This is a genomic window from Bradyrhizobium sp. CIR48 (assembly GCF_014198315.1).
GTDB lineage: Bacteria > Pseudomonadota > Alphaproteobacteria > Rhizobiales > Xanthobacteraceae > Bradyrhizobium.
Map to the genome: position 1 here is coordinate 86,417 of NZ_JACIHG010000010.1, position 24,515 is coordinate 110,931.

Below are 24,515 nucleotides of genomic sequence, written 5' to 3' on the forward strand. Positions count from 1 at the left end.
TTATCTGCGGAATAGACCGTTCCATGATCTCCCGATAAGCCGCGCGTCCGGACCCCGGGCGCCCCCAGGGAGAGACACGATGAATGCCCAGGCGCCAGCCTTGCGGGATCCCCGCCTCAACCGCCCCGAGCCCCTGACGCCGCCGCTTGGTGATGGCGGCTTCTTCCAGCGCGATCGTTCGATCCATCCGCCCGCGCATGCGCCCGGTTACAAATCCTCGGTGCTGCGCTCGCCGCGGCAGTCGCTGCTGTCGCTGGAGGGCTCGGTCTCGGAGATCACGGGGCCGGTGTTCGGCCACAACGATCTCGGTCCGCTCGACAATGATCTGATCCGTAACTACGCCAAGGACGGCGATCCCGTCGGCGAGCGCATCATCGTCCACGGCCGCGTGCTGGACGAGACCGGCCGCGGCGTTCCGAACACCCTGGTCGAGTTCTGGCAGGCCAACGCCGGCGGCCGCTACCGGCACAAGAAGGACACCTATCTGGCGCCGGTCGACCCGAATTTCGGCGGCTGCGGGCGCGCGCTGACCGACGACACCGGTTACTATTATTTTCGCACCGTGAAGCCGGGGCCCTATCCCTGGCGCAACTACGTCAACAGCTGGCGTCCCGCCCACATCCATTTCTCGGTATTCGGTTCGGGCTTTGCGCAGCGGCTGATCACGCAGATGTACTTCGAGGGCGATCCGCTGATCCCGGTCTGCCCGATCCTGACGACGATTCCGGACCAGGATGCGCTCGACCGCCTCGTGGCGCCGCTCGACCTCAACGCCTCGGCGCCGTTCGACTCGCTGGCCTACCGCTTCGACATCGTCCTGCGCGGCCAGCGCTCCACCTATTTTGAAAACCGCACCGCGGGGAACTGAGCCATGCCGCAGCCGCTCAACTATCTCAAGGAAACCGCCTCGCAGACGGCCGGGCCCTACGTCCATATCGGCTTGATCCCGGCGATGGCCGGCTTCGACATCTTCGAGAAGAACTTCTCGAATGTCCTGACAACGCCGAATACAGAGGGCGAGCGCATCACGCTGGAAGGCAAGGTGCTCGACGGCACCGGTACGCCGCTGCGCGACGTGCTGCTGGAGATCTGGCAGGCCAATGCGAGCGGCCGCTACAACCATCCGGCCGATCGCTCGGCCGGCGCGCTGGAGCAGGAGTTTCGCGGCTGGGGCCGCGCCGGCTCCGACTTCGAGAGCGGCCTCGTGACCTTCGAGACCATCAAGCCGGGCGCAATCGTCGACAAGGCGGGCCGGAAATGCGCGCCGCACATCAATGTCTGGATCGTCGCGCGCGGCATCAATATCGGCCTCAACACGCGGCTCTATTTCTCGGATGAAGAGACCGCCAACGCCGCCGACCCCGTGCTCAACCTGATCGAACAGCCGTCCCGGCGCTCGACGCTGGTCGCCAAGCGCAGCGAGCGCGGCGGCAAGGTCGTGTATTCCTTCACGATCAATCTGCAGGGGCCGGAGGAGACGGTGTTCTTCGACGTGTGAGGATCCGGCCGCCGTCCGGCAGGATCACTCCACCGGATCGCCGCGATTGATCGCTCCGCGGGCGAGGAATTGCGGCGACTGACGCATTTCGCGCGATCCCGGCCGGTCGACCGGATCGCGCCCCACTTTTTGTCTCAGTTCTGCCAGGTCAATGAATACATCGGCCTGCCGGCGCAGGTCGTCGGCGACCATGGGTGGCTGAGTGGAGAGCGTGGAGACGACCGTCACGCGGACGCCGCGGCGTTGCAGGGCTTCCACCAGCGAACGAAAATCCCCGTCGCCCGAGAACAGCACGATCTGATCGACGTGCTTGGCGAGCTCCATCGCACTTACGGCGAGATCGACATCCATGCTGCCCTTCACCTTGCGGCGGCCCGTGGTGGCGTCGACGAACTCCTTGGTGAGCTTGGTGACGACGGTGTATCCGTTATAGTCGAGCCAATCGATCAACGGGCGGATCGACGAATATTCCTGATTCTCGATGAGGGTCGTGTAGTAGAAGGCCCGCAACAGCACACCCCGGCTTTGGAATTCGCCGAGCAGACGCCTGTAATCTATGTCGAAGCCGAGCGCCTTGGAGGTGGCATGGAGATTGGAGCCATCGATAAAGAGTGCGATCTTCTCAATCGAAGACATTGTGCTCAAATCTCCAGTCCACACGAAAGCTGGCCGATCAGCTGTCAGGGTACGGTATGTCGGCCGGAAAATACTGAAGGCGCCGATGGCTTGCTGAAAAAGCGGCGCAGACGACCGGACAGGGGTGGCCGTCTTGCGCCAAGGTAAGGGAGGTTCCATGCCACCAGCGCCAGGGCGCCGAATGCAGCCACGCTAAGGCGCGAGCAGGCCCTGCTCAATTGTACTGAGGTAAGGGGCTTCTATGCAAAGGATAGGACCCGATATACGAAGGTAAGTGGCTGCACCGGCAGCAAAGGCGGCCATTGCGGCAATGTCGCCTTCATCCATGGGCGCGCTCGGTCTTTCGTCCGACGTGTCAACCTTCATCGCCATGCAGCTGCGCGCGGAAGGCGCGCGGCGACACTCCCGTGGCTGCGGCGTAGACCCGGCTGAAATAGGCGGGATCCTCGAAGCCGAGCGTGTAGGCAATCGTCGAGATCGGCAAATTGGTGTAGACGAGGTTGCGCCGCGCCTCGCGGATCAGCCGGTTGAGGATGAGGTGCGAGGCGGTATCGCCGGTCGCCGCCCGCGTGATCCGGTTGAGATGTGTCGGTGTCACCGCCAGCGCCTCGGCATAGTCCGCGACGCTCCAGCGTTCCAGGTGATGCTGCTCCAGCAGCGCCTCGAATCGCCGGAACAGGCTGGATTCGACCGTGCCGTTGCCGCCGCTCTCGCTCATGAGCGCGCGGGCCACCAGCCCGATCATGGCCGACGATAACGCCCGCAGCACATGCGCGCGGCCGAAATCGCGCGCGGCGTGTTCGGCGAAGATCTGCTTCATGGTGGCGCGGATCTGCGGCGTTCCGCGCACCACGGCTGAGCGGGCCAGTGCACCGCGCAGACCCTCGGCGGCAAGCAGCGCCTCATCCAGAATTTCCGCGGCGATGGTCAGCACCCACCCTTGCGTATCCGGCACGAAGCGGAAGCCGTGGACGTGACCGACAGGCACGTTGACGATCTGCATCGGTTTCAACGGCACCACGCGCCCATCGAGCGTCGCCTCGCCGCCGCCGCGCTCGATCAGCAGCACCTGGTGCAGCCGGGCATGACGGTGCACGGCGAGGGTCCAGTCGTGCAGCACCGAGCGGGACGCAATGGTCTCGCAATGCACGACGTCGGGCAGATCGCCGGACTCGCCGAACAAATTGTAGACCCGGATCGTCCGGGCAGGGAGCGCGCTTCTCATGTTCGAATAGTACAAGACAATGGCGAAACCCTCCATCGGTCTGCGCCGCCAAATCTGCAAAAAAGTGCCGACGGGAGGACGCGAAAATGAAGGTTCAGGTCTGTATCATCGGCGGCGGGCCGTCCGGGCTGTTGTTATCCCAGCTGCTGCACCTCAAGGGCATCGATGCGGTCGTGCTCGAGAAATACAGCCGCGACCATGTGCTCGCCCGCATCCGCGCCGGCGTGCTCGAGCATGGCTTCGCCGAGCTGATGCGCGAGGCACAGTGCGGCGAGCGGATGGACCGCGAAGGCGAGATCCACACCGGTTTCGAGATCGCCCATGACGGCGTGCTGTCCAAGATCGATCTGCACAAGCATTCCGGCGGCAGTTCGGTGCTGGTCTACGGCCAGACCGAGCTGACGCGCGATCTCTATGAGGCGCGGGACCGCCTCGGCGGCAAGGTCGTGCACAATGCGCAGGACGTGACGCCGCATGATCTGACGTCGGACCGGCCCTACGTGACCTATCGATCGAACGGTGAGACCGTCCGCGTCGATTGCGACTATATCGTCGGAGCCGACGGCTTCCACGGCGTCAGCCGCAAGTCGATCCCGAAGGATGTGCTGCGCGAATATGAGAAGGTCTATCCGTTCGGCTGGCTGGGGGTGCTGTCGCGCACCAAGCCGGTGTCGCCCGAGCTGATATATGTGAAGCACGAGCGCGGCTTTGCGCTCTGTTCGCTCCGCTCGCAGGTGCTGAGCCGCTACTACGTCCAGGTGCCGCTGACCGATAAGGTCGAGGATTGGAGCGACGATGCGTTCTGGGCCGAGCTGAAGCGCCGCTTGCCGGAGGAGGTCGCCGGCAAGCTGATCACGGGGCCGTCGATCGAGAAGAGCATCGCGCCGCTGCGCAGCTTCGTCGCCGAGCCGATGAGCTATGGCCGCCTGTTCCTCGCCGGCGATGCCGCTCACATCGTGCCGCCGACGGGCGCGCGCGGGCTGAACAGCGCGGCGTCCGACATCTACTATCTCTATCACGCCCTGCTCGCGCATTATCAGCGCGGCGATGATTCCGGCCTCAAAGGCTATTCCGCCAAGGCGCTCGCGCGGATCTGGAAGGCGCAGCGCTTCTCCTGGTGGATGACGATGCTCTTGCACCGCTTCCCCGACCGGCTCGAATACGAGGACCGGCTTCAGCAGACCGAATTGGACTATCTGCTCTCGTCCGAGACGGCGCAGCGCCTGCTCGCGGAGAATTACGTGGGACTGCCGTTCTAGGCGCGGCGCGTCTGGCGCTGACGTCGCTACTTCCCTTCCAGCGTATTGACCGGGGTCCAATCTGGCGGCGGTGGATTCGCGGTGAATGCCGTCGCGCGCTTCGCAAACAGCGCTGACGCCGGATCAGTCTCCGCCATCTGCCCGAAGGCGTCAGCCGCCTTCGCGAAGTCCCGCGCGCGCCAGCGCGCCAGTCCTTCAGCATAAGCTGCGGCGACCTTCGCCTGCTCGGCGCCTTCCGCGCCTTTCTCCGCCATCGGCTCGAACACCCTGATGGCTTCGCCGCGCCCCAGCACCCTGATGGCATCCAGCTCGCGCCAGGCAAAGGCGTCGCCGCTCTGCGTCATGGTCGTCTCCGAGGCCATGATCGCGGTACCGTAATATTTGTTGGCGCCCTCGAGCCGCGAGGCGACGTTCACGGTGTCGCTCATCACGGTGTAGTTGAAGCGGCGGCGCGAGCCGATATTGCCGACCACGGCTTCGCCGCTGTTGAGCCCGATGCGATGCGACAGGCCGTGACCGGCGAAGACGGGATTGCCCGCATTGAGCTCCGCCAGCTTCTCATGGCACTTCAGCGCGGCGCGAACGGCGTTGGCGGCGTGTGCGGGATCGTCGGCCGGCGCACCGAACATCGCGACGATGGAATCGCCGATATATTTGTCGACGTAACCGCCATGGCCTTCGATGATATCCGTCATGGCGGACAGATATTCGTTCATCAGCGTCACCAGTTCTCCCGGCGTCATGGTCTCGGCAATGGACGAGAAACCGCTGAGGTCGGAGAAGAACATGGTGACGTTGCGCATCTCGCCGCCGAGCGCCGGCATCTTGCCGGAGGTGACCATGGTCTCGATGACCTCGGGCGCGAGGTAGAAGGCAAAGCTCTTGCGCAGGAAGCGCTCGTCGCGATCGGCCAGCATGAATCGGTAGCCGATCATGATCGCGAGCGCGGCAAGGCTGGCGAGTGCCGGCTCCGTCAGCGGCAGCGCCAAGGCATGGACGAACGCACTGACGGCTATGGCTGCATAAACGAGGGTGAGAGCGGACCACGTGAGCAGCGCGCCACTCGGTGCGAGCAGGCAGGCCGCGCAGGCGATGATCGCCGCGAACGCGATCGTGAGAATGGTCCGCATTGGGAAGCCGAGTTCGGTCACGGCATCGCGCTCGATCAGATTTCGGACCGCGGTGGCGTGCACGAACACACCGGCGACGTCGCTGCGAGACTTTTGCACAGTGCCTGCCGGCGCGGGCAGGGCACATCGTGCCGCCGGCGTGCCGTCATACCCGCCGGAGAGGCGCATCGAGGTGAGCTTGCGGTCCTCGAAATTCAGGACAGTACCGAGCAGCACGACCTTGCCGCCGAAAGCGCGGCGAAAAAAGTCGCGGTCACCCTTTTCGACGCAGGCGCGCAGATCGACGAAGGAGAAGGTCGGGATGTCGCGTCCCAGCCCTCGGAAGTTGAGCGTCATTGTATTCGGCACGGCACTTGGGATCGCATAGCTGGACAATTCGGTCGCGCCAGAGGGCGCAATCTCGGGCTTTGCGCCCGTCGCGCGCGCAGTGAGCTCGACCGCCATCGCGGGGACCGGCCGGCCCTCGATGGCAAAGCTCAGCGGCATCCGTCGGATGACGTCGTCGTGGTCGGTGTGGACATTGAGTGCCCGCACGGTGTTGCGCACGGCGACTTGCTGGGCGCGATAGGGCACTTCCGGATGGTCATTGCTCAGGATTTCGCCGAGCACCAATTTGCCGCTGTCGGAGATTTGCCGGAGCGCGATCAAGTAATCCCGATCGAATCCCTTCATGCGGCCGCCAACGGCGGTGTCGCCAAAAGGAATCTCCGATTGCTCGATCGAGCTCGGAAAGATGACGTCGAAGCCGATCACCTTGGCGCCGCCCTCGGTGACGCTGCCGAGCACCCGGCCGATCTCGCGCGTCCAGGTCTGCGTCGGCGATCCCTTGAACGGTGGCGTGTCGTAGGTTTCACTGTCGATCGCCACGACGACGACCGGCGATGTCGCGATGTCGCGGCTGTCGCCGAGAAGCCTCCCGCGCATCGCCGTGAGGATGTCGAGCGAAAGGCCTTGCAGGGTCTGAAGCGGCGGCGACGTGAAGATCGCGCCCGTCACGAGCGCAATCAGGGTCGCCGCAACGATGTCCCGTCCCCCGATCCGCCGCATCGCCCGGTCGCTAGGTCTGCTTATTCGAGCCGCAGCAGGCGGCCGATGATCGGGGTTGGCGAGGCGGTTGCGCTGGCATCGACCTGGAAGGTGTAACGCTTGGCCCCGAGGCTTGCGAGATAGCTGCCGCCCGGGGTCAGCGACTTCCCGGCCTTGGCAAAGTCGTAGAACTTGCCGCGGATCATGATGTCGTTCTTGAGCGGCACGCTGATCGTGGGTTCCTTGCCGTCGGTGCGCTCGATCACCAGCGTGCTGCCGCTCTTGGCCTGGATCAGGGGCGCGACGCCGTAAATCGTCGGCAGCTTGGACGGTGCGCTCTTGGCATCGGACCGCATGGTCCGGAACGTGGTCGCCGCACTCTGGTTCGCCTCGCGTTCGGAGAGCTGCGCCGCCTTGGTGTCACAGGGCACCTTGGCACGCTGCACGTCGCCGAGCTGCACGGTGCTCTGCTCGGCGCCGACCATCACGACGCCCTCGCTGATGGTCTCGCGCAGGCAGGATTTGAGATAGCTGAGCGTAATGCTGGCCTTGGGCCCGAGCTTGATGATCTTGCCCGCGGCGACATAGTCCATGAACTCGACGCCATCGACCTTGCCTTGCACATCCTCGACGATCGCGGCCGGCGTCTCTGCCAAGGCAGGGGCCGCAGTACAGAACGCGCCGACAACAGCGCCGATCAGGCTTCTCATGACTATTCTCATTCAATTCGACCGATAATTTTGCCAGGTCCCCGTCCCGGTGCGATTTTTAGCATCGGGGCGCCCAGGCAAGTGTGACCAGAATCACTCTTTGATTATTGGTGCACTCTAGCAGGAAGTGGTTCAAGCCGGCCATCGCCGACGAAGGAAGATTGCCAAGCTGTTGGCCGGACAGCGAAATCAGCTGGCCGGGACAACCTCAGGCGAACGGCCCTCGGCCGGTGCCTCCATGGCCGGAGTGAGCGGAGCCTCGGCCTTGTGAAATGGCGTCGCCCGCTCACCGGCGGCGATCTCGACCACCTCGTTCCAGCGCGACAAGAAAGCCTCGACGCAGGCCGGATCGAACTGGCGGCCCTGGTTCTCGACCAAATAGCCGCGAGCCAGCTCGATCGGCATCGGCTCTTTATATGGTCGTCGCGTCGTCAGCGCGTCGAAGACGTCGGCGACCGCGACCACGCGCGCGGCGACCGGGATCTCGTCTGCCCTCAGACCGTTTGGATAGCCCGCACCGTCCCAGCGTTCGTGATGGCCTGCGGCAATTTGCGCACCGAGCTGGATCAGCTCGCAGCCGGAGTTCGCCAGGATCCGCTCGCCGATCGTTGCATGGGTGCGGATCACCGCCATCTCATCGTCGGTCAGCCTGCCGGGCTTGAGCAGAATGTTGTCGGGAATGGCGACCTTGCCGACGTCATGCAGGGGCGCGGCCAGATAAATGTCGCGACAAAGCCGGGCCGGCAGTCCGAGCTGCTCGGCGATGATGCGGCTGTACCGGGCAACCCGCAGCGTGTGTTCGCCGGTGTCGTTGTCACGGTATTCGACCGCGAGTGCGAGCCGCAGGATGATCTCCTCCTCGCGTTCGCCGAGCTTTTGCGTCGCGGCTGCGACTTCGCTGGCCAGATGCGCCGCACGGTCGTTGAGCTTGCGTACGGCTGCACCAAGCTGAATCAAATTCCGCAGGCGCACCGTCATCTCGACGCTTTGCGGCTGCTTGGGCAGGAAGTCGGTTGCACCGGCCTGCAGCGCTTCCATCTTGACGTCATCTGTCTGCCGCGACGTGATCATCGCGATCGGGATGTCGGCACAGCCGGGCAGGGCACGGAAGGTGCGGATGAAGCTGATGCCGTCCATGTGCGGCATCTCGTAGTCGACCAGCACGAGATCGAAGCCGCGTTCGCGCGCGCAAGTCAACGCTTCCACGGGATCGAGGAAGGTGGTGGCCTCGACCAGGCCTTCGGCCTCGATGTGACGTTTCAGGAAGTTGAGGACGGAACGGCTGTCGTCAACCAGAAGCGCTTGGGTCAGCATCGGCGGCCGGGGCTCTCTTCGCTGGCAAAGACACGAACCCAAGCCATAGCCCGAGCGAATTTAACGCGAAGCAAATGCGCCGTACGGGAGCACCCGCGCCGCGGATATGCGCGCCGCGCATGAAAGATTTCAGGAGGTTGTACACGTCTGCATACAGTTGCGCGAATTCCGCGAGAATGTGACCCGTAGTTGTACGGATGCCCGCGTTAGGAGTTTGCTCACCGGATTCGCGTCAAACGAGTAGTGGAATTTTAGCAAAGGCGGGGCAGCGATGGCGCTCAATCCCACGGAGCCAAAGTGGTCGTTGCGGTTGCCCGCCGATTGCAGCATCGCGGCCATTCGCAATGTCTATGAGCTCATTCGCGAGGCGTTCGGCCGCCAGGAGCGGCTCGAGATCGACTGTTCGAGCGTCGACAAGGCCGACGTGACCTCGATCCAGCTTCTGCTGTCGACAGCCAAGACGGGCCAGGCTCAGGGCCGCCCGGTGGTGCTGACCTCATTCTCACAGTCTCTTCGCAACACCCTTCGCCGCGCCGGCTTCACCAGCGAGGCGATGATCGATCAGCATTTCCCGCAAAAGAAAGATGGCACCTAATGGCCACGATTCTGACCGTCGACGATTCCCCCAGCATCCGGCAAATGATCAAGGTGGTGCTCGAGCCGGCCGGTCACAGCGTGATCGAGGCCGGCGACGGTGCGCAAGGCCTCGCCAAGGCGCAGGCCGGCAAGCTCGATCTCGTGATCACCGACCTCAACATGCCCGTCATGAACGGGCTGGAGCTGATCCGGGCGCTGCGCAAGCTGCCGAGTGCGGTCGGCATGCCCATCGTGTTCCTGACGACCGAATCCAACGACACGGTGAAGCAGGAAGCCAAGAGCGCCGGCGCCACCGGCTGGATCACCAAACCGTTCAAGCCTGAGCAGTTGCTCGCCGTGGTCGGCAAGCTGGTGCGCGCATGAGCGCAATGGACCCGACCGAGGTCTTTCGTCAGGAAGCCAGCGAGCTCTTCGAAGTCCTTGAAGGGGCCTTGCTCGATCTCGGCCAGCGTCCCGATGACCGCGAACTGGTCGATTCCGCCTTCCGCGCCCTGCATACGATCAAGGGCTCGGGCGCCATGTTCGGCTTCGACAAGGTCGCCTCCTTCACCCACGAATTCGAGACCGCCTTCGACCGTGTCCGCAAGGGCGAGATCAAGCCGACCCAGGAGCTGATCTCGGTCGCGCTCGCGGCCAAGGACTACATCCGCGCGTTGATCGAAGATCCCCAGTCGACCGACGACATCATTGGCGAGGCCATTCTCGACGACCTCAAGCGCTTCGTCTCGGCCGACCAGCCTGTTGCAGCGGTGATGGAGATTGCCGAAGCGCCGCCGCTGGCTCCCGCCGGGACCAAGCAGGCCGGCTGGCACCTTTATCTGGAATTCGAAACCCATATCCTGCGCAACGGCTCGAACCCGCTCGACCTGCTGGAAGACCTCTGCAAGCTCGGCCCCTGCTTCGTCGTGCCCGTTACCGACGGCGTCCCGTTCCTCGACGAGATGGAGCCGGAAGACTGCTATCTGAAGTGGGACGTCAAGCTGCACGCGGCCTGCGACAAGGATGCGATCGACGACGTCTTCATGTTCGTCCAGGACGAGATGAAGCTGACGCTGTCGCCTTTGGAGCATGTCGAAGCGCCTGCGCCGGCACCGCTGTTCCAGCTGCTCGACGAGGAGCTGGCCCCGGTGGCCGAAATGCCTGCGCCGCCGGTCGAGGCTGCTGCGGCGCCCGTCGCCGAGCAGGCGGTCGCAAAGGCGGAACCGAAATCCGAATCAAAGCCTGAACCGAAGCTCGAGGCCAAGCGCGACGATCGCGGCATTGCCACCGTCCGCGTCCAGGCCGAGCGTCTCGACGAGCTGATGGACCGCGTTGGCGAGCTCGTCATCGCCCAGGCGCGGCTGACCCAGCTCGCCGCCTCCGGCTCCGACCTCTCGATCAAGATGATCGCCGAGGAGATCGAGCGCCTCGCCTCCTCCTTGCGCGATACCACGATGGGTGCGCGCATGGTGCCGATCGGATCGCTGTTCGGCCGCTTCCGCCGCCTCGTGCATGATCTGTCGCGGGATCTGTCCAAGCCCGTCGAATTCGTCACCTCGGGCGAAGATACCGAGCTCGACAAGACAATGATCGAGTGCCTGGCAGATCCGCTGGTGCATCTGATCCGTAATGCCGTCGACCACGGCATCGAAGACACCGCCACGCGCGCTGCCAATGGCAAGACCGAGCAGGGCCGGATCGAGCTCGCCGCCGTCCATTCCGGTGCGCAGGTGCTCGTCACCGTGAAGGACAATGGCGGCGGCCTCAACACCGCGCGCATCCGTGCGAAAGCCGAAGAGCAGGGGCTGATCGCGACTGGCGCCGTGCTCACCGATCACGAGGTCCATCAGTTCCTGTTCCATCCCGGCTTCTCGACCGCGCAGACCATCTCGGCGCTATCAGGCCGCGGCGTCGGCATGGACGTGGTCAAGCGTACCATCGAGAACATGCGTGGCTCGATCGACCTGTCGACCAGGCCGGGCCAGGGCACCACGGTGACGCTGCGCCTGCCGCTGACGCTGGCGATCATCGAAGGTCTTCTGATCCGCGTCGGCGAAGGCCGCTACATCATTCCGCTGTCTGCGGTCGAGGAATGCATCGAGCTGACCGCCGAGGACGAACGCTCGCGCGGCCGCAATTTCCTCAACGTGCGCGGCAATCTCGTGCCCTTCCTCCGGCTGCGCGAGATCATGACCGCATCGGGCACGCCCGACCGTCATCAGAAGACGATCATCATCTCGACCGGCGAGACGCACGTTGGTCTCGTCGCCGACCAGATCATCGGCAACCACCAGACCGTGATCAAGTCGCTCTCAAAGCTGCATTCGGACGTCACGATGTTCTCCGGCGCGACCATCCTGGGCGACGGTACGGCGGCATTGATCCTCGACGTCGCGCAGCTTGTCGCGTTGGCGCAGTCGAAGGTCGAGAAGCAGCATATCAGCGAGGCGGCGTGATGAACGATGGTTTGGCTGGCGAACGGCAGGCTGACGCGATGCAGGTCGTGATGATCGGCCTTGGCGAGGAGAAGTTCGCGCTCGACGCCGGCCTCGTGCGCGAGATCATCGATCCCGTCCCCGTGACCAAAGTGGCAGGCGCGCGCGCCTTCGTTCCCAGCGTGATCAACGTGCGCGGCAACGTCATTCCGCTCGCCGACCTGCGCATCCGCTTCGCCATGCCGCAGCTCGATGATTCCGCCGATACGCGCATCGTGGTCATCGAGCTCGAGCTCGATGGCGAGCCGGTTCTGGTCGGCGTCACCGCCGACAAGGTCTACGAGGTCACGGAGATCTCCCAGACCGACGTGCAGCAGACGCCGCGCGTCGGCATGCACTGGAAGCCGGAGTTCATTCGCTTCATTGCCAAGTGGCGCGAAGAGTTCGTCATCGTTCCGAACATGGAACGCATTCTAAATTGAGATGAGGTCTCGGGCGAGACCGGGGTAGGGGCTGGAAATGAGATTTACCGTCAAGGCAAAGCTTGCCAGTGCGTTCGGCGTGATCATCGTCCTGTCCGGGATTGCGGGCGGCGTGGCTTACATGAAGCTCGGCGACATGATGGCGACCGCCGACAGCATGGTTCTGCGCGCAAACCGCATGGAAAAGGCGACGCAGATCGAAAAGGACATCCTGCTTCAGCTGCGCGCCGAGAAGAACTCGGTGCTCGGTACGGAGGCTCAAGCCGAACAGTTTGCCGCCGATGCCGCCAGGCTTCGCGAGGAAGCGATGAAGACCAGGGATGAGGTCTACGCGCTGGCGAGCGAGGGCGGCAGGAAGCTGCTCGACAGCTTCGCAGCCACATACGCGAAGATGAATACCTACCAGGAAGAAACGATCCGGCTGGCGAAGACCGACAAGCCGAAGGCCATGGAGCGCTCGATGGGTGACGGCCGCAAGGTCGTCGCAGACGCGATGGAATCCATGGGCGCCTATGTCGCCAACACGAAGAAGCAGATGGCTGAGCAGGCCGTCCAGTCCAAGGCGGAGGGGCACCAGGCCCAATTCCTGCTGATGACGCTGATCGGCATCTCGCTGGCGGTTGCAATCGGGGCTGCGCTCTGGATTTCCATCTCGATCAGCCGTTCGCTCGGAAGAGCGGTTGGCCTTGCAGGTGCGGTCGCGGAGGGCGATCTCAGCCAGACCATTCCCTCGGCGAGCAACGACGAGATCGGAGATCTCGTCAGGTCGCTGAACGGAATGGTCGAAAAGCTCCGGCAAATCGTTGCCGAGGCGATCACTGCGGCGCAGAACGTCTCCGCCGGAAGCCAGGAGCTATCCGCCAGCGCCGAGCAGCTCTCGCAAGGCGCGACCGAGCAGGCTTCGTCCGCCGAGGAAGCCTCCTCCTCGATGGAGGAGATGGCCTCGAACGTGAAACAGAATGCCGACAACGCCAACCAGACCGAGAAGATTGCGGGGCAGTCGGCCAAGGACGCTGAAGCCAGCGGTGTCGCCGTGGGCCGTGCCGTCGAGGCGATGCAGACCATCGCCGAGAAGATCACGATCGTGCAGGAGATCGCACGCCAGACCGACCTGCTCGCGCTCAACGCGGCCGTGGAAGCCGCTCGCGCAGGCGAGCACGGCAAGGGCTTTGCTGTGGTCGCCTCCGAAGTGCGCAAGCTTGCCGAGCGCAGCCAGGCCGCCGCGGCCGACATCGGGACGCTGTCCACGGAGAGCGTGAAGGTCGCCCAGGAGGCCGGCCAGATGCTGTCCAAGCTCGTGCCCGACATCAAGAAGACCGCCGAGCTGGTGCAGGAGATCACCGCGGCCTGCCGTGAGCAGGACGTCGGCTCGGCCCAGATCAACCAGGCGATCCAGCAGCTCGACAAGGTCGGCCAGCAGAACGCCAGCGCCTCCGAGCAGGTGTCGTCGACCTCGGAGGAGCTCGCCTCGCAAGCCGAGCAGCTGCAGTCCACTATCTCGTTCTTCCGGATCGAGCATGCCACGCGCAAGGAGAAGGCCGCGGCCGAGCCGATCGACCGCGCCGTCGGTCAGCTCCGGGCCAAGGCAGCGCACATGGCGGCCGCCGATCGCGGCATGAAGAAGCCGGTGCCTGTCCGCAAGCCGGCACGTGCGATGAAGGTCGCCGGTGGCGGTGGCTTTGCCTTCGACATGAATGACGGCGAAGACGATCGCGACGCCGAGTTCCAACGCTGATCAACCGGTCCGGCCTTGTGCCGGACCGTACCCATTTCCAACCGGGAATCCTGGACTGCATCATGGCCGCAACCTCGCAATATCTGACGCTCGGGCTCGCCGGCGAGACGTTCGGCATCAGCATCCGCAACGTCCGGGAAATTCTCGACATGCGGCCGATCTCGCGGCTTCCGCATGCGCCGAACTTTCTGCTCGGCATGATCGACGTGCGCGGCAGCGGCTATCCGATCGTCGATCTCAGGAACAAGCTCGGCCTGCCCAGCGTGGCCGCCACCGAGGCGACCCGCATCATCATCCTCGATGTGCCGATGAAGGACCGTCTGGTCGGCGTCGGCTTCGTCGCCGACTGCGTGTTCGAGGTCACGGACATCGACGAGCAGGCAATCGAGCCCGTGCCAGAGGTCGGCGGGAAATGGCAATCGGACTATGCCGCCGGCATCGGCCGCAAGGGCGAGAAGTTCGTCGTGATCTTCGATCTCGCCAAGCTGATGGCCAATGACGAAGTTCCGGAAGGCCGCGACACGGCTACAGATGCGCCGCGCGCCGCCTGAGTTTGCAAGAGTGAAGCGTGGTCACGCGTAAGCACCCCAATTCGAACCAACGAGACTGAAAATGAGATTCACCGTCAAAGCCAAGCTCGCCAGCGCGTTTGGCGTCGTCATTCTTCTGTTCATGGTAGCAGGCGCCGTGAGCTACATGAAGTTGTCCGACATGGCCGCGACCGCAGATTCCATGGTGCTTCGCGCCAAGCGGATGGAGAAAGCAGCCGAGGTCGAAAAGATCATCTGGCAGCAGGTCAGGGCGGAAAAGAACGCAATTCTGGGGACGGCAAGCGAGGCCGAGGAATTCGCGGTGAACGCGGCCAAGCTCCGCGATGAGGCCATGAAGATCAGGGACGAGGTCTATGCGATGGCCAGCGAAGGCGGCAAGAAGCTGCTCGACAATTTCGCCAGCGCCTACGCCAGAATGAACGTCTTTCAGGAAGAGACGATCAGGCTGGCAAAGACCGATAAGACCAAGGCCACCGAGCGCTCGATGGGCGACGGGCGCAAGGTGGTTGCGGATGCGACGGAGGCGATGGGAGCCTATGTCGCCAATACGAAGAGGCAGATGGCCGAGCAGGCTGTGCAGTCCAACGAGGACAGCCGCCGTGCCCAGTTGGTTCTGATCGTCCTCGTCATCGTCTCACTCATCGTTGCCGCGATTGGCGCAGTCTGGATCTCGATCAATATCAGCCGGTCCCTCGCCAAGGCGGTCGGGCTGGCGGATGCCGTCGCGATCGGTGATCTCAGCCACAAGATCGATGCTTCCAGCAACGACGAGATCGGCGATCTCGTGAAATCCCTGAACGCGATGACCGCCAATCTGAACGCCACCGCGGCCGTCGCCAACGAGATCGCGCAGGGCAACCTCACGATCGAAGCCAAGCCGCTGTCGGACAAGGACACGCTGGGCCTTGCGCTCGAGCGCATGGTGGAGAAGCTTCGCCAGATCGTGTCCGAAGCGCTGACGGCGGCGCAGAACGTCTCCGCCGGCAGCCAGGAGCTCTCCGCGAGCGCCGAGCAGCTGTCGCAGGGAGCGACCGAGCAGGCCTCGTCCGCGGAGGAAGCCTCCTCCTCGATGGAGGAGATGGCCTCCAACGTGAAGCAGAACGCCGATAACGCCAATCAGACCGAGAAGATCGCCGCGCAGTCGGCAAAGGACGCCGAGGCCAGCGGTGCCGCGGTCGGCCGCGCCGTCAACGCGATGCAGACCATCGCCGAGAAGATCACGATCGTGCAGGAGATCGCACGGCAGACCGATCTGCTCGCGCTCAACGCCGCGGTCGAGGCCGCGCGCGCCGGCGAGCACGGCAAGGGCTTTGCGGTGGTCGCCTCCGAAGTGCGCAAGCTCGCCGAGCGCAGCCAGGCCGCCGCGGCCGAGATCGGCACGCTTTCGGCCGACACCGTCAAGGTGGCACAGGAGGCCGGCGCGATGCTCTCCAAGCTCGTCCCTGACATCAAGAGGACTGCCGAGCTCGTCGAGGAGATCACCGCGGCCTGCCGCGAGCAGGACGTCGGCTCGGCCCAGATCAACCAGGCGATCCAGCAGCTCGACAAGGTCGGTCAGCAGAACGCCAGCGCGTCCGAGCAGGTGTCCTCGACCTCGGAGGAGCTCGCTTCGCAGGCCGAACAACTTCAATCCACCATCGCCTATTTCCGCATCGAGCACGGCGCCAAGAGCCAGGCGCCGGCGCCGATCGACCGGGCGGTGAGCCAGTTGCGCGCCAAGGCGGTTATGATGGCGGCTGCCGAGCGTCCGGCGAAAAAGGTCGTGCAGGCCCGGCCGGCGCGCGCCGTGAAGGTTGCCGGTGGCGGCGGCTTTGCCTTCGACATGCATGACGGCGAGGATGATCGGGACGCCGATTTTCAGCGCTAGGATTTTTGCGGGCCGGTCTGCCCTGGGACGGTGGACCGGTCTTCTTTCATAGGTTGTTTAAACCCGTAGGATTCGAGATGGCCCGTACGGCCCGACATTCAGTGCAGGTGGCCGTCGCGGACCGGGGCCGGCGGTCATGATGCCCGCCGTACAGGATACGGCCGTGCATCTGTCGGACCGCCATTTCCGCACCATCGCCGAACTGATCGAGGGCCAGGTCGGCATCAAGCTGCCGCAGGGCAAGCGGCTGATGCTGGAGGGGCGGCTGCACAAGCGCGTGCGCGCGCTCAACTTCACCGGTCTCAACGAATATGTCGAGAACCTGTTCGAGGCCGATCATTTCGATACCGAGCTCACCCATCTCATCGACGTGGTGACGACCAACAAGACCGACTTCTTCCGCGAGCCGCAGCACTTCACCTTCATGCGCGACGTCGCGATTCCCGGCCTGCTCAAGTCGCATGGACGCAAGAACGCGAACCTGAAGATCTGGAGCTCGGCGAGCTCCACCGGCATGGAGGCCTACACCACCGCGATGGTGCTGGACGACATGACGCGGAACGGCTCGCGCTTCCAGTACCGCATCCTCGGGACCGACATCTCGACCGCGGTGCTGCGCCTCGCCAAGACGGCGATCTACACGCGCGACGTGCTCGGCCCGGTGCCCGAGCATTTCGTGAAACGATATTTTGCGACGTCGCGGGACAAGTCGCGCGGTGAGGTGCGGGTCGTACCCGAGCTGCGGCGCGCGACACATTTCATGAGAATGAATCTCATGGACAAGTCCTATCCGGTCGATCGTGACGTCGACATCATCTTCTGCCGCAACGTCCTGATCTATTTCGAGCGCGAGACCCAGCGCAAGGTGGTCGAGCAATTGTGCAGCCACTTGCGTCCCGGCGGCTATTTGCTGGTCGGACATTCGGAATCGATGATTCACAGTGCCGTGCCCGGGCTGAAGCAGGTTCAGCCAACCATTTTCCAGGTCTAGCCGGAGCGCAACCAAGATGCCGAGGGAGAAGGTTCGCGTGCTGATCGTGGACGATTCGGCGTCGGTGCGCCAAATCCTGCAGACGATCCTCAACGACGATCCCGATATCGAGGTGATGGCAACGGCCTCCGATCCGTTCGTGGCTGCAAAGCGTCTTCAGGACGAGATCCCCGATGTCATGATCCTCGACCTGGAAATGCCGCGGATGGACGGCATGACGTTCCTGCGCAAGATCATGGCGCAACGCCCGATCCCGGTGATCATCTGCTCCTCGCTGACCGAAGAGGGCTCGAACGTGATGTTCGAGGCGTTCGAGGCGGGCGCGGTCGACATCGTGCCGAAGCCGAAGATCGACACGCGCCTGGCGCTGCTCGAATGCTCGACGCGGCTGCGCGAGGCGGTGAAGTCGGCTGCGCGCGCGCGGGTGCGGCCGCGTGCGGAACGCCGGGCCATCGAGAAGAAGCTGACCGCCGACGCCATCATCCCGCCGCCGGTGCAGGGCAGGGTCCGTCCGACGACGGAGCGCATCGTCTGCATCGGAGCATCGACCGGTGGGACCGAGGCGCTCAACGACGTCCTCGAGATGCTGCCGCCGCACTGTCCGCCGATCGTCATCGTCCAGCACATGCCGGCAGGCTTCACCGCGGCCTTTGCCAAGCGTCTCGACGGCGTCTGCCAGATCAGGGTCAAGGAGGCCGAGGACGGCGAGCCGGTGCTGCCGGGCTGCGCCTATATCGCGCCCGGCGCCCGCCACATGCTGCTCCAGCGCATCGGCCTGCGCTACCAGATCGCGATCAAGGACGGCCCGCCGGTATCGCGGCATCGTCCCTCAGTCGACGTGTTGTTCCGCTCGGCGGCCCAGCATGCCGGCGCCAACGCGCTCGGCGTCATCATGACTGGCATGGGCGACGACGGCGCGCGCGGGATGCTGGAGATGCGCAAGCTCGGCGCCTCGACGCGGGCGCAGGACGAAGAGAGCTGCGTGGTGTTCGGCATGCCCAAGGAAGCCATCGCCCATGGCGGTGTCGAGAAGGTCGTTTCGCTGCATCACATTCCGCGCGAGATCATGCTCTGGTATCAGGTCGGGCACGCCGCGGTGGCGGGTTGATGGCCATGTCGCCCGTTCCAGCCAACACGCTCGCCGAGGCAACCACCGCGATTGAGGACGTCTCCTCGCGCATCGAGGACGTCTTCGCGCGCGTCGGTCACGAGCTCGGCTGCGGCCACTTCATCTTCAAGGAGCTGAACCAGGGTTTGGCGACGCTCTCGGGCGAGCTTTCCGGCGCCGAGATCGAGGGTGCAGCAACGGCGCTGCAGGAGATCGCCGCGCAGCTGAGCGAGCTGGCGCAGGCGCTGCCGGCGGAGAGCGCCCTGCTGGAGACGATCGGCAAGAGCACGGCGGAGGCGTCCTCGCTGCTCAAGCCGCTGTTCAAGCACATCCAGATGATCACCATCATCGCGCGCAGCGCGCGGATCGAGGCGGCCTCGCTCGACGGCGACCGCGAGGGCTTTCTCGCCTTCACCCAGGAAGCCTACGATCTCGGCAGGGCCGTGCAGCGCTCGATCGAAGGCTGCGCGCGCGACCAGCGGCGCCTGTCCGAGGCGGTTGCCACCGCCTCCGGCCGGCAGAAGGAATTCGAGAGCCGCTACCGGGCCCAGCTGATGTCGGAGAGCGCCGAGCTCGGCGCGGCCTATTCCGGGTTACGCGACCAGCGCAGCAAGAGCAGCCATCTGGCCGACCGCGCCAGTGCCAGCACCAGGAAGATCGCCGAGGCGGTCGGCAGCGCGATCATCTCGCTGCAGGCGGGCGACAGCACGCGTCAGCGTCTCGAGCACGTGTCCTATGGCCTCGGCCTTGCGTCGGAAGCCGCGCCGAGCCTCGTTCCTGAAACGGTGCCGAGCGATGACGGCGTGCGTGCGATTTGCCGGCTGCAGGCGGTCCAGCTCAGGGATGCCCAGCGCGAGTTCGGCGGCGACGTCGGCCAGATCGTCGGCGCGCTGACGGCCATCCTGCACGATGCGGGCAGCGTCGTCGGCCACGGCCGCACGCTGTTCGGCGGCGAGGAGGGCGGCTCGTCGTCGTTCCTGACGCGCATCAAGCAGACGCTGGCGCACGCATCGACCCTGATCGCTACCTGCGAGAGTGCCGGCCGCTCGGTCGACGAGGCGCTCGCGATCGTCGAGGACACGCTGACGAAATTTCGCCAGGCGATCGCAGGGCTTGCCGAAGCGACTATCGACATCACGCTGATCGGAATGAATGCCGGCCTCAAGGCGAGCCATCTCGGCAGCCGCGGCAGCGCCTTCGTCGTCATCGCCAACGAGCTCAAGGCGACCGCCGACCAGGTCTCCGCGGGGGCCGCGCGCCTGAGGCCCGTGCTCGACGGGATCGAGCGCTCGGCCAATGAGCTGAAGGAGCTCCGCGTGCAGGGTGATCCCACCCAGCTTGCCAAGCTGGAGCCGCAAATCCTTCAGGCGCTGCGCGAGGTCGAGGCCGGCAATGAACGGCTCGGCAAGCTGATGAGCCGGCTCGTCGACGAAGGCGTGGAATTCGAGAGGCTGATGAATTCGGCCCAGGGCCTGATGACAAGGCTCGGCGAAAGCTCCGCAGCCTTGCCTGCGGTCGCCACGCGGCTCGAGACTGCGAGCGCAAGCGCGCAGCGGCTACAGCCGGAGCTGCAGGATCAGGCGATCCTCGACGATCTCTTCGCGCGCTACACGATGGAGCGCGAGCGGGACGTTCATCGGGAGTTCCTGCAAGCGCTGGGACTGGCATCGATCGCCACCATGCGCCGGGTCGAGGCGGTCGAGACTGCGGATGACGGCATAGAATTGTTTTGATTGCGTCGCCACGTGATGCGGCGGCAATTTGACGAGTCGGCTTTGCAGGGCGTTAACCGTCGCGGAATACTCGCCGCGTCGGTCATTGTCGCGCCCCAGAGTTGGTTGCAAATATCAGTGAATTTTACGGCGGACATTTCCATGATGCGAGACGGCAAATACGCGGCCTGGTTCAGGACGCCGCGCGGCCAGGGCACGGGTATCGTGCATCTGGCGGAGGGACGGATCTCCGGCAGCGACAGCTTCTTCACCTATGGCGGCTCCTATCAGTTCGATGACGATCAGCGCTTCACGGCCGTGCTGACCACGCGGCGCTATGCCGAGGGGCCGCCGACCGTGTTCGGTCTGGACGAGGTCGAGGTCAGCCTCGCCGGCGTGTGCAGCGGTGCGATGGCGACCTGCTCCGGAACGGCCAGGGAAGCGCCCGACGTGATGTTCGAGGTGACGCTGATCTACAGCCAGGAAGATGCGCCGGCTGTGGAGGCGCGAGGCGCCGTCGTGAAGCTCAATGACAAATTGCCCAAGGGCCTCGACAGCCGTTCGCGGCCGCGCCAATTTCCTGCGCCTTCCAGGCCGCCGCCCGCATCTTAGTCTTGCGTTGACGCTATCGCAGCGAAGCGGGCTGCGACCGCGCTGCGGCAACGATGCATTCAGGCGCAGAAAGTTAGGAATGAGGCGGCAATAAAGGACGGACGAGACCATGCCTCAGATCTGGATGACATACGACGAATTGGCGACACTCAGCGGCTGTTCGCCGGCAGAAGCCAAAATGCGCGCCGTCCATCTGTCGCTCGACCGTCGGAAGAGCCGCGACGGCGCAACGCGCGTCAAGCTCGACCTGGCGCTGACGGCCAAGTTCTTCGCCTCAATCCGCGAAGCGGATTTCGATCTCGACGGCGCGATCGAGGCGCTGCAGAGCACGCACAGGCAGATGGCCGAACTCCTGGCCCCGACCGGGTTCCGCGAGCGCGGGGCAGCCTAGCTCGCTTGGCGTCAGGCCCCGCAGATCGTTCCACGTGCCACCGGTGGATCGCCGCCAGCTTTTCGCGAATCAGGCATAGACTCGTCTCCGGAATTTCGAGCCGGGGCCGGGGTTTCAACCGCATCGGGCCGTAGAGCCTGTAGGAGAATGCCATGAGGAAAGCCAAGTATCGGGTCGGCGTGACGCTGTTGGGAACGGTGATGTTCGGTGGGCTGCTGATCGTCACAACCGCGCCGTCACGTGCGGAGGTCGTCAAGCTGCAGGCGGACCTCAAGGGTAGCAATGAAGTGCCTCCGAACGGCTCGTCCGGTTCAGGCAAGGCGGAGGCCGCGTTCGACACCCAGACCAAAGTCCTGACCTATACGATTACGTTTGCCAATCTGACTGGTCCGGCGATGGGGGCACATTTTCATGGCCCCAGTGATGCGGGCAAGAACGCCGGCATCGCTCTGCCCTTCAAGACGGTCCAGAGTCCTATCCAGGGCAGCGCCACGCTCACGGATGCCCAGGCGGCGGATCTATTGGCCGGCAAATGGTACGCGAACATCCATACGGCCGCGAACCCAGGCGGCGAATTGCGCGGGCAGATGATGAAGTAGGGGGATGTCGCGCTGGCGCTGAAGAATGTGTCAGCGCCGTGGGCTTCAGGCTGGCGGCCGAGGCAAGAAGGCCAGGATCGTCTGGGCGAGGATGACACCGACGGTGCCTCCTGCCGCCTTTTGCAGCACGTCCAGGAAACCCGGATCACGATCGGGGGTCAGCGTTTGCAGGACTTCCAGCCCCATCGCAACTGCGATGACGAGCGAGCAGGCCAAAGCGAGTCGGCCGGGCAACAGGAAAGCGAGCAGGAAGCCCAACAGGCCATAGGCGCTGAAGCGCTCGATGACGACGATCCAGTAAGCCTCGTGATGCCCCATCAGCGCCGGCCGCCCCGCCAGCCTTGCCAGGGTGGCATAGGCGATGAGGGCGAGGCAGATTCCCGCGGCTGCGATGAGGTGATTTCGACGCATGGCCTACCATAACCGCTCGAGGGCCATTCCGCTTCGAAAGACGAGAACATCGTTAAAGCGCCTCGTCGCTCTTCGGGCGGCGCGGGCTGCCTAAAACCTGGCCGTTATCGCCGGCCGGGAGGCGGTCCGGCGAAGATGGTCAGGCCACCAGGACGTCGCCCGCCTGCGCTGCGGATGCGGAGTGGCGGCGTGAATCGACGAGCTCGCTGAATTTCGCAAAGGGCAGCGGTGCGGCGACGAGATAGCCCTGCCCTTCCTCGACGCCGGAGGCGATCAGGGCGCGGCGCTGCTCCTCGGTCTCGATTCCTTCGGCGACGACCGTCATGCGGAAGTCCTTGGCGAGCGCGACCAACATCTCGACGATCGTCGTGGTCGATGCATCCACGGTGATGGTGTCGACGAAGAACTTGTCGATCTTGATCGTGTTGGCGCCGAGTCCCTTCAGTCGCGACAGACCGCTGTGACCCACGCCGACGTCGTCGATTGCGACGCGGAAGCCGTGGTCGCGTAACTCGGCCACGACGGTCGCGGCGTGCGCGAGATCGTCGAGCTCGTCGCGTTCGGTGACCTCGACCACGACCTGGCGTGCGGAGATTCTCGCTGCCAGGACCGTGCGACGCAGCGTCTCGACGAAGCCGGCACTCAGCAGGTGTTTGGGCACGACATTCACTGACATCTTGAAGGTCTTGTCCGCCTTCAGCACGCCCTGCAGGTCGGTGAGTGCCGATTTCAGGATCTGCCAGGTCATCACCTGGATGCGCCCGCTGGATTCGGCGAGCGGAATGAAGTTCATCGGCGGCACCACCGAGCCGTCCCGACGAACCCAGCGCGCCAGAATCTCGCAGCCGGTGATCTGGCCCGTCCTGAGCTCGAAGATGGGTTGGTAGTACGGCTTGAATTCGCCGGCTGCGAGGCCGCGATCGAGATCGGCGACCGGCCCCTCCATCCGGCGGCTGCGTGCAAGCAGGATGCCGAACAGTGCACCAAGCCCAAGGGCGACTGCGAGCGCCGGCCAATACGCCTCGCTGTTCCAGCTCGAAAGCACGGCGTGCTCGAGCCGGATCGTGGCGTGAAGCGGGAAGCGCGTGGAATGCCTGTCGAAGCTGATCGGCCCTGGCAGGGGCCTGTCGGCATCGAGCCGGAAATCGCCGAGCTTCTCGCCATTGCTCAAGGCGAGGATCACCTCGCTGTGCGCGCGCAGCTCGGCGGGCATGAGATCGAACAGGCCGGCGTTGATGCCGACGATGGCGACCAGCGCGGAGCTGCGATTGACGTCCCTGAGCACGCCCAATGCGTCGCCGCCGAACTGCTCCACGCGGAACAGCGAGAGCCTCTTGTCGTGCGAGGGCAGCATGTCGCGCCGATCCGCCCATCCCTTGTCGAACTCGAGCGTCTCGGAATAGGCCGAGCAGATCACCGATCCGTCCGGGTTGACGAGACGGACGTCCTTGATCGCCGAGCGCTGGTAGACGTGGAGCCGGATGGCTTGCAGCGCCGCCGGTGCGCAGCTGGCAAGATCACGCTTGGCGAGTTCGTCGAGGCTGGCCGCGGCGAAATCGACCGCAAATTCGGAGCGGCGCAGAACGACCTCGGTCAGCTCGTTCAGTTGATGCGCCTGCTGGTGGCGAATGACGCCGTCTGCCGCAAAATGGCCCGCCAGCCCGAACGCCATCGTGCTCGCAACAACGAGCGCCGCAAACGAGAGGTTCGGCCGCTGTAATCTCATCCGGTCCAGGCGAAATTCAGGAGAGGCTTGGTGACTGATCTCGGAACTGATTTTGGGAATTGATTCTAGCCAGCGGGGGCTAAGATAGGGTTTAACGAGCGGACCGGTCCGGAAGGGCTACCCAGGGGTTGCCTGACTGATGGTCGTGCGGCCCGAGCATGGAAAGTTGAGCAGTATGATCAGGACGTTAAGCCTCCTCCTCCTGTCGTTCGTCGTCGGAAGCTCCGCGGCTTGGGCGCAGGGAACCAAAGACCAGCCATCGGGCACTCAGCCCACCTCCCGCAGCGGCACGGCCACGAATTCCGGTTCGGACAGCATGGGCGGAGCCTTCAAGGGGACGGGGACACCCAACTATGGAACGAGCCCTGGGATGGGGTCCCAGAAGAAGACGCGCAACTAGGTCAGGTCAGCTTGGTCGCGCTCATCGGGGGCGCGGGGAGACGGCCTCTGGATAAGCTCTGCCTGACCTGTCGGTGTGGGGCGCTGCGGGATCACGGGCGGCCCGCAGCCGAAGCACCACG

General features: G+C 64.5%; 23 protein-coding genes. 16 read left to right on the plus strand and 7 right to left on the minus strand.

Features of this window, described 5'->3' with window-relative positions; translation table 11 throughout:
• Positions 1-79: 79 nt before the first annotated feature.
• The gene (pcaH, locus tag GGD66_RS28405; RefSeq protein ID WP_018317034.1) at positions 80-868 is read left to right on the plus strand and encodes a protocatechuate 3,4-dioxygenase subunit beta; all 789 of its coding nucleotides are present in this window, start codon (positions 80-82) and stop codon (positions 866-868) included.
• Positions 869-871: 3 nt separating this feature from the next.
• Positions 872-1,498: a protocatechuate 3,4-dioxygenase subunit alpha gene (gene pcaG / locus GGD66_RS28410; protein ID WP_183259675.1), complete on the plus strand. Its 627-nt coding sequence runs from the start codon at positions 872-874 to the stop codon at positions 1,496-1,498.
• Positions 1,499-1,522: 24 nt separating this feature from the next.
• Here pcaG and GGD66_RS28415 read toward each other — a convergent pair whose 3' ends face one another.
• The gene (locus tag GGD66_RS28415) at positions 1,523-2,134 is read right to left on the minus strand and encodes an NYN domain-containing protein (RefSeq protein ID WP_018317036.1); all 612 of its coding nucleotides are present in this window, start codon (positions 2,132-2,134) and stop codon (positions 1,523-1,525) included.
• A gap of 355 nt (positions 2,135-2,489) precedes the next feature.
• A complete protein-coding gene (locus GGD66_RS28420; protein WP_183259676.1) occupies positions 2,490-3,395 on the minus strand; it encodes a helix-turn-helix domain-containing protein in 906 nt (301 codons plus the stop codon).
• 50 nt (positions 3,396-3,445) lie between these two features.
• Between GGD66_RS28420 and pobA the strand changes: the two genes are divergently transcribed.
• Complete coding sequence (gene pobA, locus GGD66_RS28425) at positions 3,446-4,618, plus strand: 4-hydroxybenzoate 3-monooxygenase (protein WP_183259677.1); 1,173 nt, start codon at positions 3,446-3,448, stop codon at positions 4,616-4,618.
• 26 nt (positions 4,619-4,644) lie between these two features.
• Here pobA and GGD66_RS28430 read toward each other — a convergent pair whose 3' ends face one another.
• The 3 genes from GGD66_RS28430 to GGD66_RS28440 form a co-directional block, all read right to left on the minus strand.
• Positions 4,645-6,795, minus strand: a complete 2,151-nt coding sequence (locus tag GGD66_RS28430) for an adenylate/guanylate cyclase domain-containing protein (protein WP_183259678.1) — start codon at positions 6,793-6,795, stop codon at positions 4,645-4,647.
• Positions 6,796-6,815: 20 nt separating this feature from the next.
• Positions 6,816-7,484, minus strand: coding sequence for a hypothetical protein (locus GGD66_RS28435; RefSeq protein WP_177237423.1), 669 nt, complete (start codon positions 7,482-7,484; stop codon positions 6,816-6,818).
• 189 nt (positions 7,485-7,673) lie between these two features.
• Complete coding sequence (locus tag GGD66_RS28440; protein WP_183259679.1) at positions 7,674-8,798, minus strand: HD domain-containing phosphohydrolase; 1,125 nt, start codon at positions 8,796-8,798, stop codon at positions 7,674-7,676.
• A gap of 271 nt (positions 8,799-9,069) precedes the next feature.
• On the opposite strand from GGD66_RS28440, the gene GGD66_RS28445 reads away from it, so the two are divergent.
• The 13 genes from GGD66_RS28445 to GGD66_RS28505 all read left to right on the plus strand — a co-directional run bounded on the left by GGD66_RS28445 (position 9,070) and on the right by GGD66_RS28505 (position 21,857).
• Complete coding sequence (locus GGD66_RS28445; RefSeq protein WP_018317042.1) at positions 9,070-9,393, plus strand: lipid asymmetry maintenance protein MlaB; 324 nt, start codon at positions 9,070-9,072, stop codon at positions 9,391-9,393.
• The gene (locus GGD66_RS28450; RefSeq protein ID WP_018317043.1) at positions 9,393-9,758 is read left to right on the plus strand and encodes a response regulator; all 366 of its coding nucleotides are present in this window, start codon (positions 9,393-9,395) and stop codon (positions 9,756-9,758) included. The genes GGD66_RS28445 and GGD66_RS28450 overlap by 1 nt, the downstream gene beginning before the upstream one ends.
• Positions 9,755-11,830, plus strand: a complete 2,076-nt coding sequence (locus tag GGD66_RS28455) for a chemotaxis protein CheA (RefSeq protein WP_183259680.1) — start codon at positions 9,755-9,757, stop codon at positions 11,828-11,830. The genes GGD66_RS28450 and GGD66_RS28455 overlap by 4 nt, the downstream gene beginning before the upstream one ends.
• Positions 11,830-12,291: a chemotaxis protein CheW gene (locus tag GGD66_RS28460; RefSeq protein WP_183259681.1), complete on the plus strand. Its 462-nt coding sequence runs from the start codon at positions 11,830-11,832 to the stop codon at positions 12,289-12,291. Before GGD66_RS28455 ends, GGD66_RS28460 begins: the two co-directional genes overlap by 1 nt.
• A gap of 37 nt (positions 12,292-12,328) precedes the next feature.
• Positions 12,329-14,026, plus strand: a complete 1,698-nt coding sequence (locus GGD66_RS28465; protein WP_183259682.1) for a methyl-accepting chemotaxis protein — start codon at positions 12,329-12,331, stop codon at positions 14,024-14,026.
• A gap of 62 nt (positions 14,027-14,088) precedes the next feature.
• On the plus strand, positions 14,089-14,577 hold the full coding sequence (locus GGD66_RS28470; RefSeq protein ID WP_038949575.1) for a chemotaxis protein CheW: 489 nt from the start codon (positions 14,089-14,091) through the stop codon (positions 14,575-14,577).
• A 61-nt stretch (positions 14,578-14,638) separates the two neighbouring features.
• Positions 14,639-16,444 carry a methyl-accepting chemotaxis protein gene (locus GGD66_RS28475; RefSeq protein ID WP_092261677.1) on the plus strand — a complete coding sequence of 602 codons (1,806 nt, stop codon included), beginning with the start codon at positions 14,639-14,641 and terminating at the stop codon, positions 16,442-16,444.
• 136 nt (positions 16,445-16,580) lie between these two features.
• A complete protein-coding gene (locus GGD66_RS28480) occupies positions 16,581-17,435 on the plus strand; it encodes a protein-glutamate O-methyltransferase CheR (RefSeq protein WP_183259683.1) in 855 nt (284 codons plus the stop codon).
• A 16-nt stretch (positions 17,436-17,451) separates the two neighbouring features.
• A complete protein-coding gene (locus GGD66_RS28485; RefSeq protein WP_183259684.1) occupies positions 17,452-18,543 on the plus strand; it encodes a chemotaxis response regulator protein-glutamate methylesterase in 1,092 nt (363 codons plus the stop codon).
• A 5-nt stretch (positions 18,544-18,548) separates the two neighbouring features.
• Positions 18,549-20,276 (plus strand): chemotaxis protein, encoded by a 1,728-nt coding sequence (locus tag GGD66_RS28490; RefSeq protein WP_183259685.1) that lies wholly within the window; start codon positions 18,549-18,551, stop codon positions 20,274-20,276.
• 141 nt (positions 20,277-20,417) lie between these two features.
• Positions 20,418-20,867, plus strand: a complete 450-nt coding sequence (locus GGD66_RS28495; protein WP_092261674.1) for a hypothetical protein — start codon at positions 20,418-20,420, stop codon at positions 20,865-20,867.
• Positions 20,868-21,045: 178 nt separating this feature from the next.
• On the plus strand, positions 21,046-21,258 hold the full coding sequence (locus GGD66_RS28500; protein WP_246788998.1) for a hypothetical protein: 213 nt from the start codon (positions 21,046-21,048) through the stop codon (positions 21,256-21,258).
• 152 nt (positions 21,259-21,410) lie between these two features.
• Positions 21,411-21,857, plus strand: coding sequence for a CHRD domain-containing protein (locus tag GGD66_RS28505; RefSeq protein WP_246785977.1), 447 nt, complete (start codon positions 21,411-21,413; stop codon positions 21,855-21,857).
• 45 nt (positions 21,858-21,902) lie between these two features.
• On the opposite strand, the gene GGD66_RS28510 is transcribed toward GGD66_RS28505, so the two are convergent.
• The gene (locus GGD66_RS28510; RefSeq protein ID WP_018317055.1) at positions 21,903-22,268 is read right to left on the minus strand and encodes an antibiotic resistance protein VanZ; all 366 of its coding nucleotides are present in this window, start codon (positions 22,266-22,268) and stop codon (positions 21,903-21,905) included.
• Positions 22,269-22,407: 139 nt separating this feature from the next.
• Entirely contained in the window at positions 22,408-23,994 is a 1,587-nt protein-coding gene (locus GGD66_RS28515) for an EAL domain-containing protein (RefSeq protein WP_183259687.1), read from the minus strand.
• Positions 23,995-24,515 lie beyond the last annotated feature (521 nt).

Coding starts and splice junctions, on each gene's coding strand:
- GGD66_RS28430 (WP_183259678.1), bottom strand. CDS start 6,795: ATGCGGCGGATCGGGGGACGGGACATCGTTGCGGCGACCCTGATTGCG.
- GGD66_RS28480 (WP_183259683.1), top strand. CDS start 16,581: ATGATGCCCGCCGTACAGGATACGGCCGTGCATCTGTCGGACCGCCAT.
- GGD66_RS28505 (WP_246785977.1), top strand. CDS start 21,411: ATGAGGAAAGCCAAGTATCGGGTCGGCGTGACGCTGTTGGGAACGGTG.
- GGD66_RS28510 (WP_018317055.1), bottom strand. CDS start 22,268: ATGCGTCGAAATCACCTCATCGCAGCCGCGGGAATCTGCCTCGCCCTC.
- GGD66_RS28415 (WP_018317036.1), bottom strand. CDS start 2,134: ATGTCTTCGATTGAGAAGATCGCACTCTTTATCGATGGCTCCAATCTC.
- GGD66_RS28485 (WP_183259684.1), top strand. CDS start 17,452: ATGCCGAGGGAGAAGGTTCGCGTGCTGATCGTGGACGATTCGGCGTCG.
- GGD66_RS28500 (WP_246788998.1), top strand. CDS start 21,046: ATGCGCGCCGTCCATCTGTCGCTCGACCGTCGGAAGAGCCGCGACGGC.
- GGD66_RS28420 (WP_183259676.1), bottom strand. CDS start 3,395: ATGGAGGGTTTCGCCATTGTCTTGTACTATTCGAACATGAGAAGCGCG.
- GGD66_RS28475 (WP_092261677.1), top strand. CDS start 14,639: ATGAGATTCACCGTCAAAGCCAAGCTCGCCAGCGCGTTTGGCGTCGTC.
- GGD66_RS28440 (WP_183259679.1), bottom strand. CDS start 8,798: ATGCTGACCCAAGCGCTTCTGGTTGACGACAGCCGTTCCGTCCTCAAC.
- pcaH (WP_018317034.1), top strand. CDS start 80: ATGAATGCCCAGGCGCCAGCCTTGCGGGATCCCCGCCTCAACCGCCCC.
- GGD66_RS28470 (WP_038949575.1), top strand. CDS start 14,089: ATGGCCGCAACCTCGCAATATCTGACGCTCGGGCTCGCCGGCGAGACG.
- GGD66_RS28465 (WP_183259682.1), top strand. CDS start 12,329: ATGAGATTTACCGTCAAGGCAAAGCTTGCCAGTGCGTTCGGCGTGATC.
- GGD66_RS28435 (WP_177237423.1), bottom strand. CDS start 7,484: ATGAGAAGCCTGATCGGCGCTGTTGTCGGCGCGTTCTGTACTGCGGCC.
- GGD66_RS28495 (WP_092261674.1), top strand. CDS start 20,418: ATGATGCGAGACGGCAAATACGCGGCCTGGTTCAGGACGCCGCGCGGC.
- pcaG (WP_183259675.1), top strand. CDS start 872: ATGCCGCAGCCGCTCAACTATCTCAAGGAAACCGCCTCGCAGACGGCC.
- GGD66_RS28445 (WP_018317042.1), top strand. CDS start 9,070: ATGGCGCTCAATCCCACGGAGCCAAAGTGGTCGTTGCGGTTGCCCGCC.
- GGD66_RS28490 (WP_183259685.1), top strand. CDS start 18,549: ATGTCGCCCGTTCCAGCCAACACGCTCGCCGAGGCAACCACCGCGATT.
- pobA (WP_183259677.1), top strand. CDS start 3,446: ATGAAGGTTCAGGTCTGTATCATCGGCGGCGGGCCGTCCGGGCTGTTG.
- GGD66_RS28460 (WP_183259681.1), top strand. CDS start 11,830: ATGAACGATGGTTTGGCTGGCGAACGGCAGGCTGACGCGATGCAGGTC.
- GGD66_RS28455 (WP_183259680.1), top strand. CDS start 9,755: ATGAGCGCAATGGACCCGACCGAGGTCTTTCGTCAGGAAGCCAGCGAG.
- GGD66_RS28450 (WP_018317043.1), top strand. CDS start 9,393: ATGGCCACGATTCTGACCGTCGACGATTCCCCCAGCATCCGGCAAATG.
- GGD66_RS28515 (WP_183259687.1), bottom strand. CDS start 23,994: ATGAGATTACAGCGGCCGAACCTCTCGTTTGCGGCGCTCGTTGTTGCG.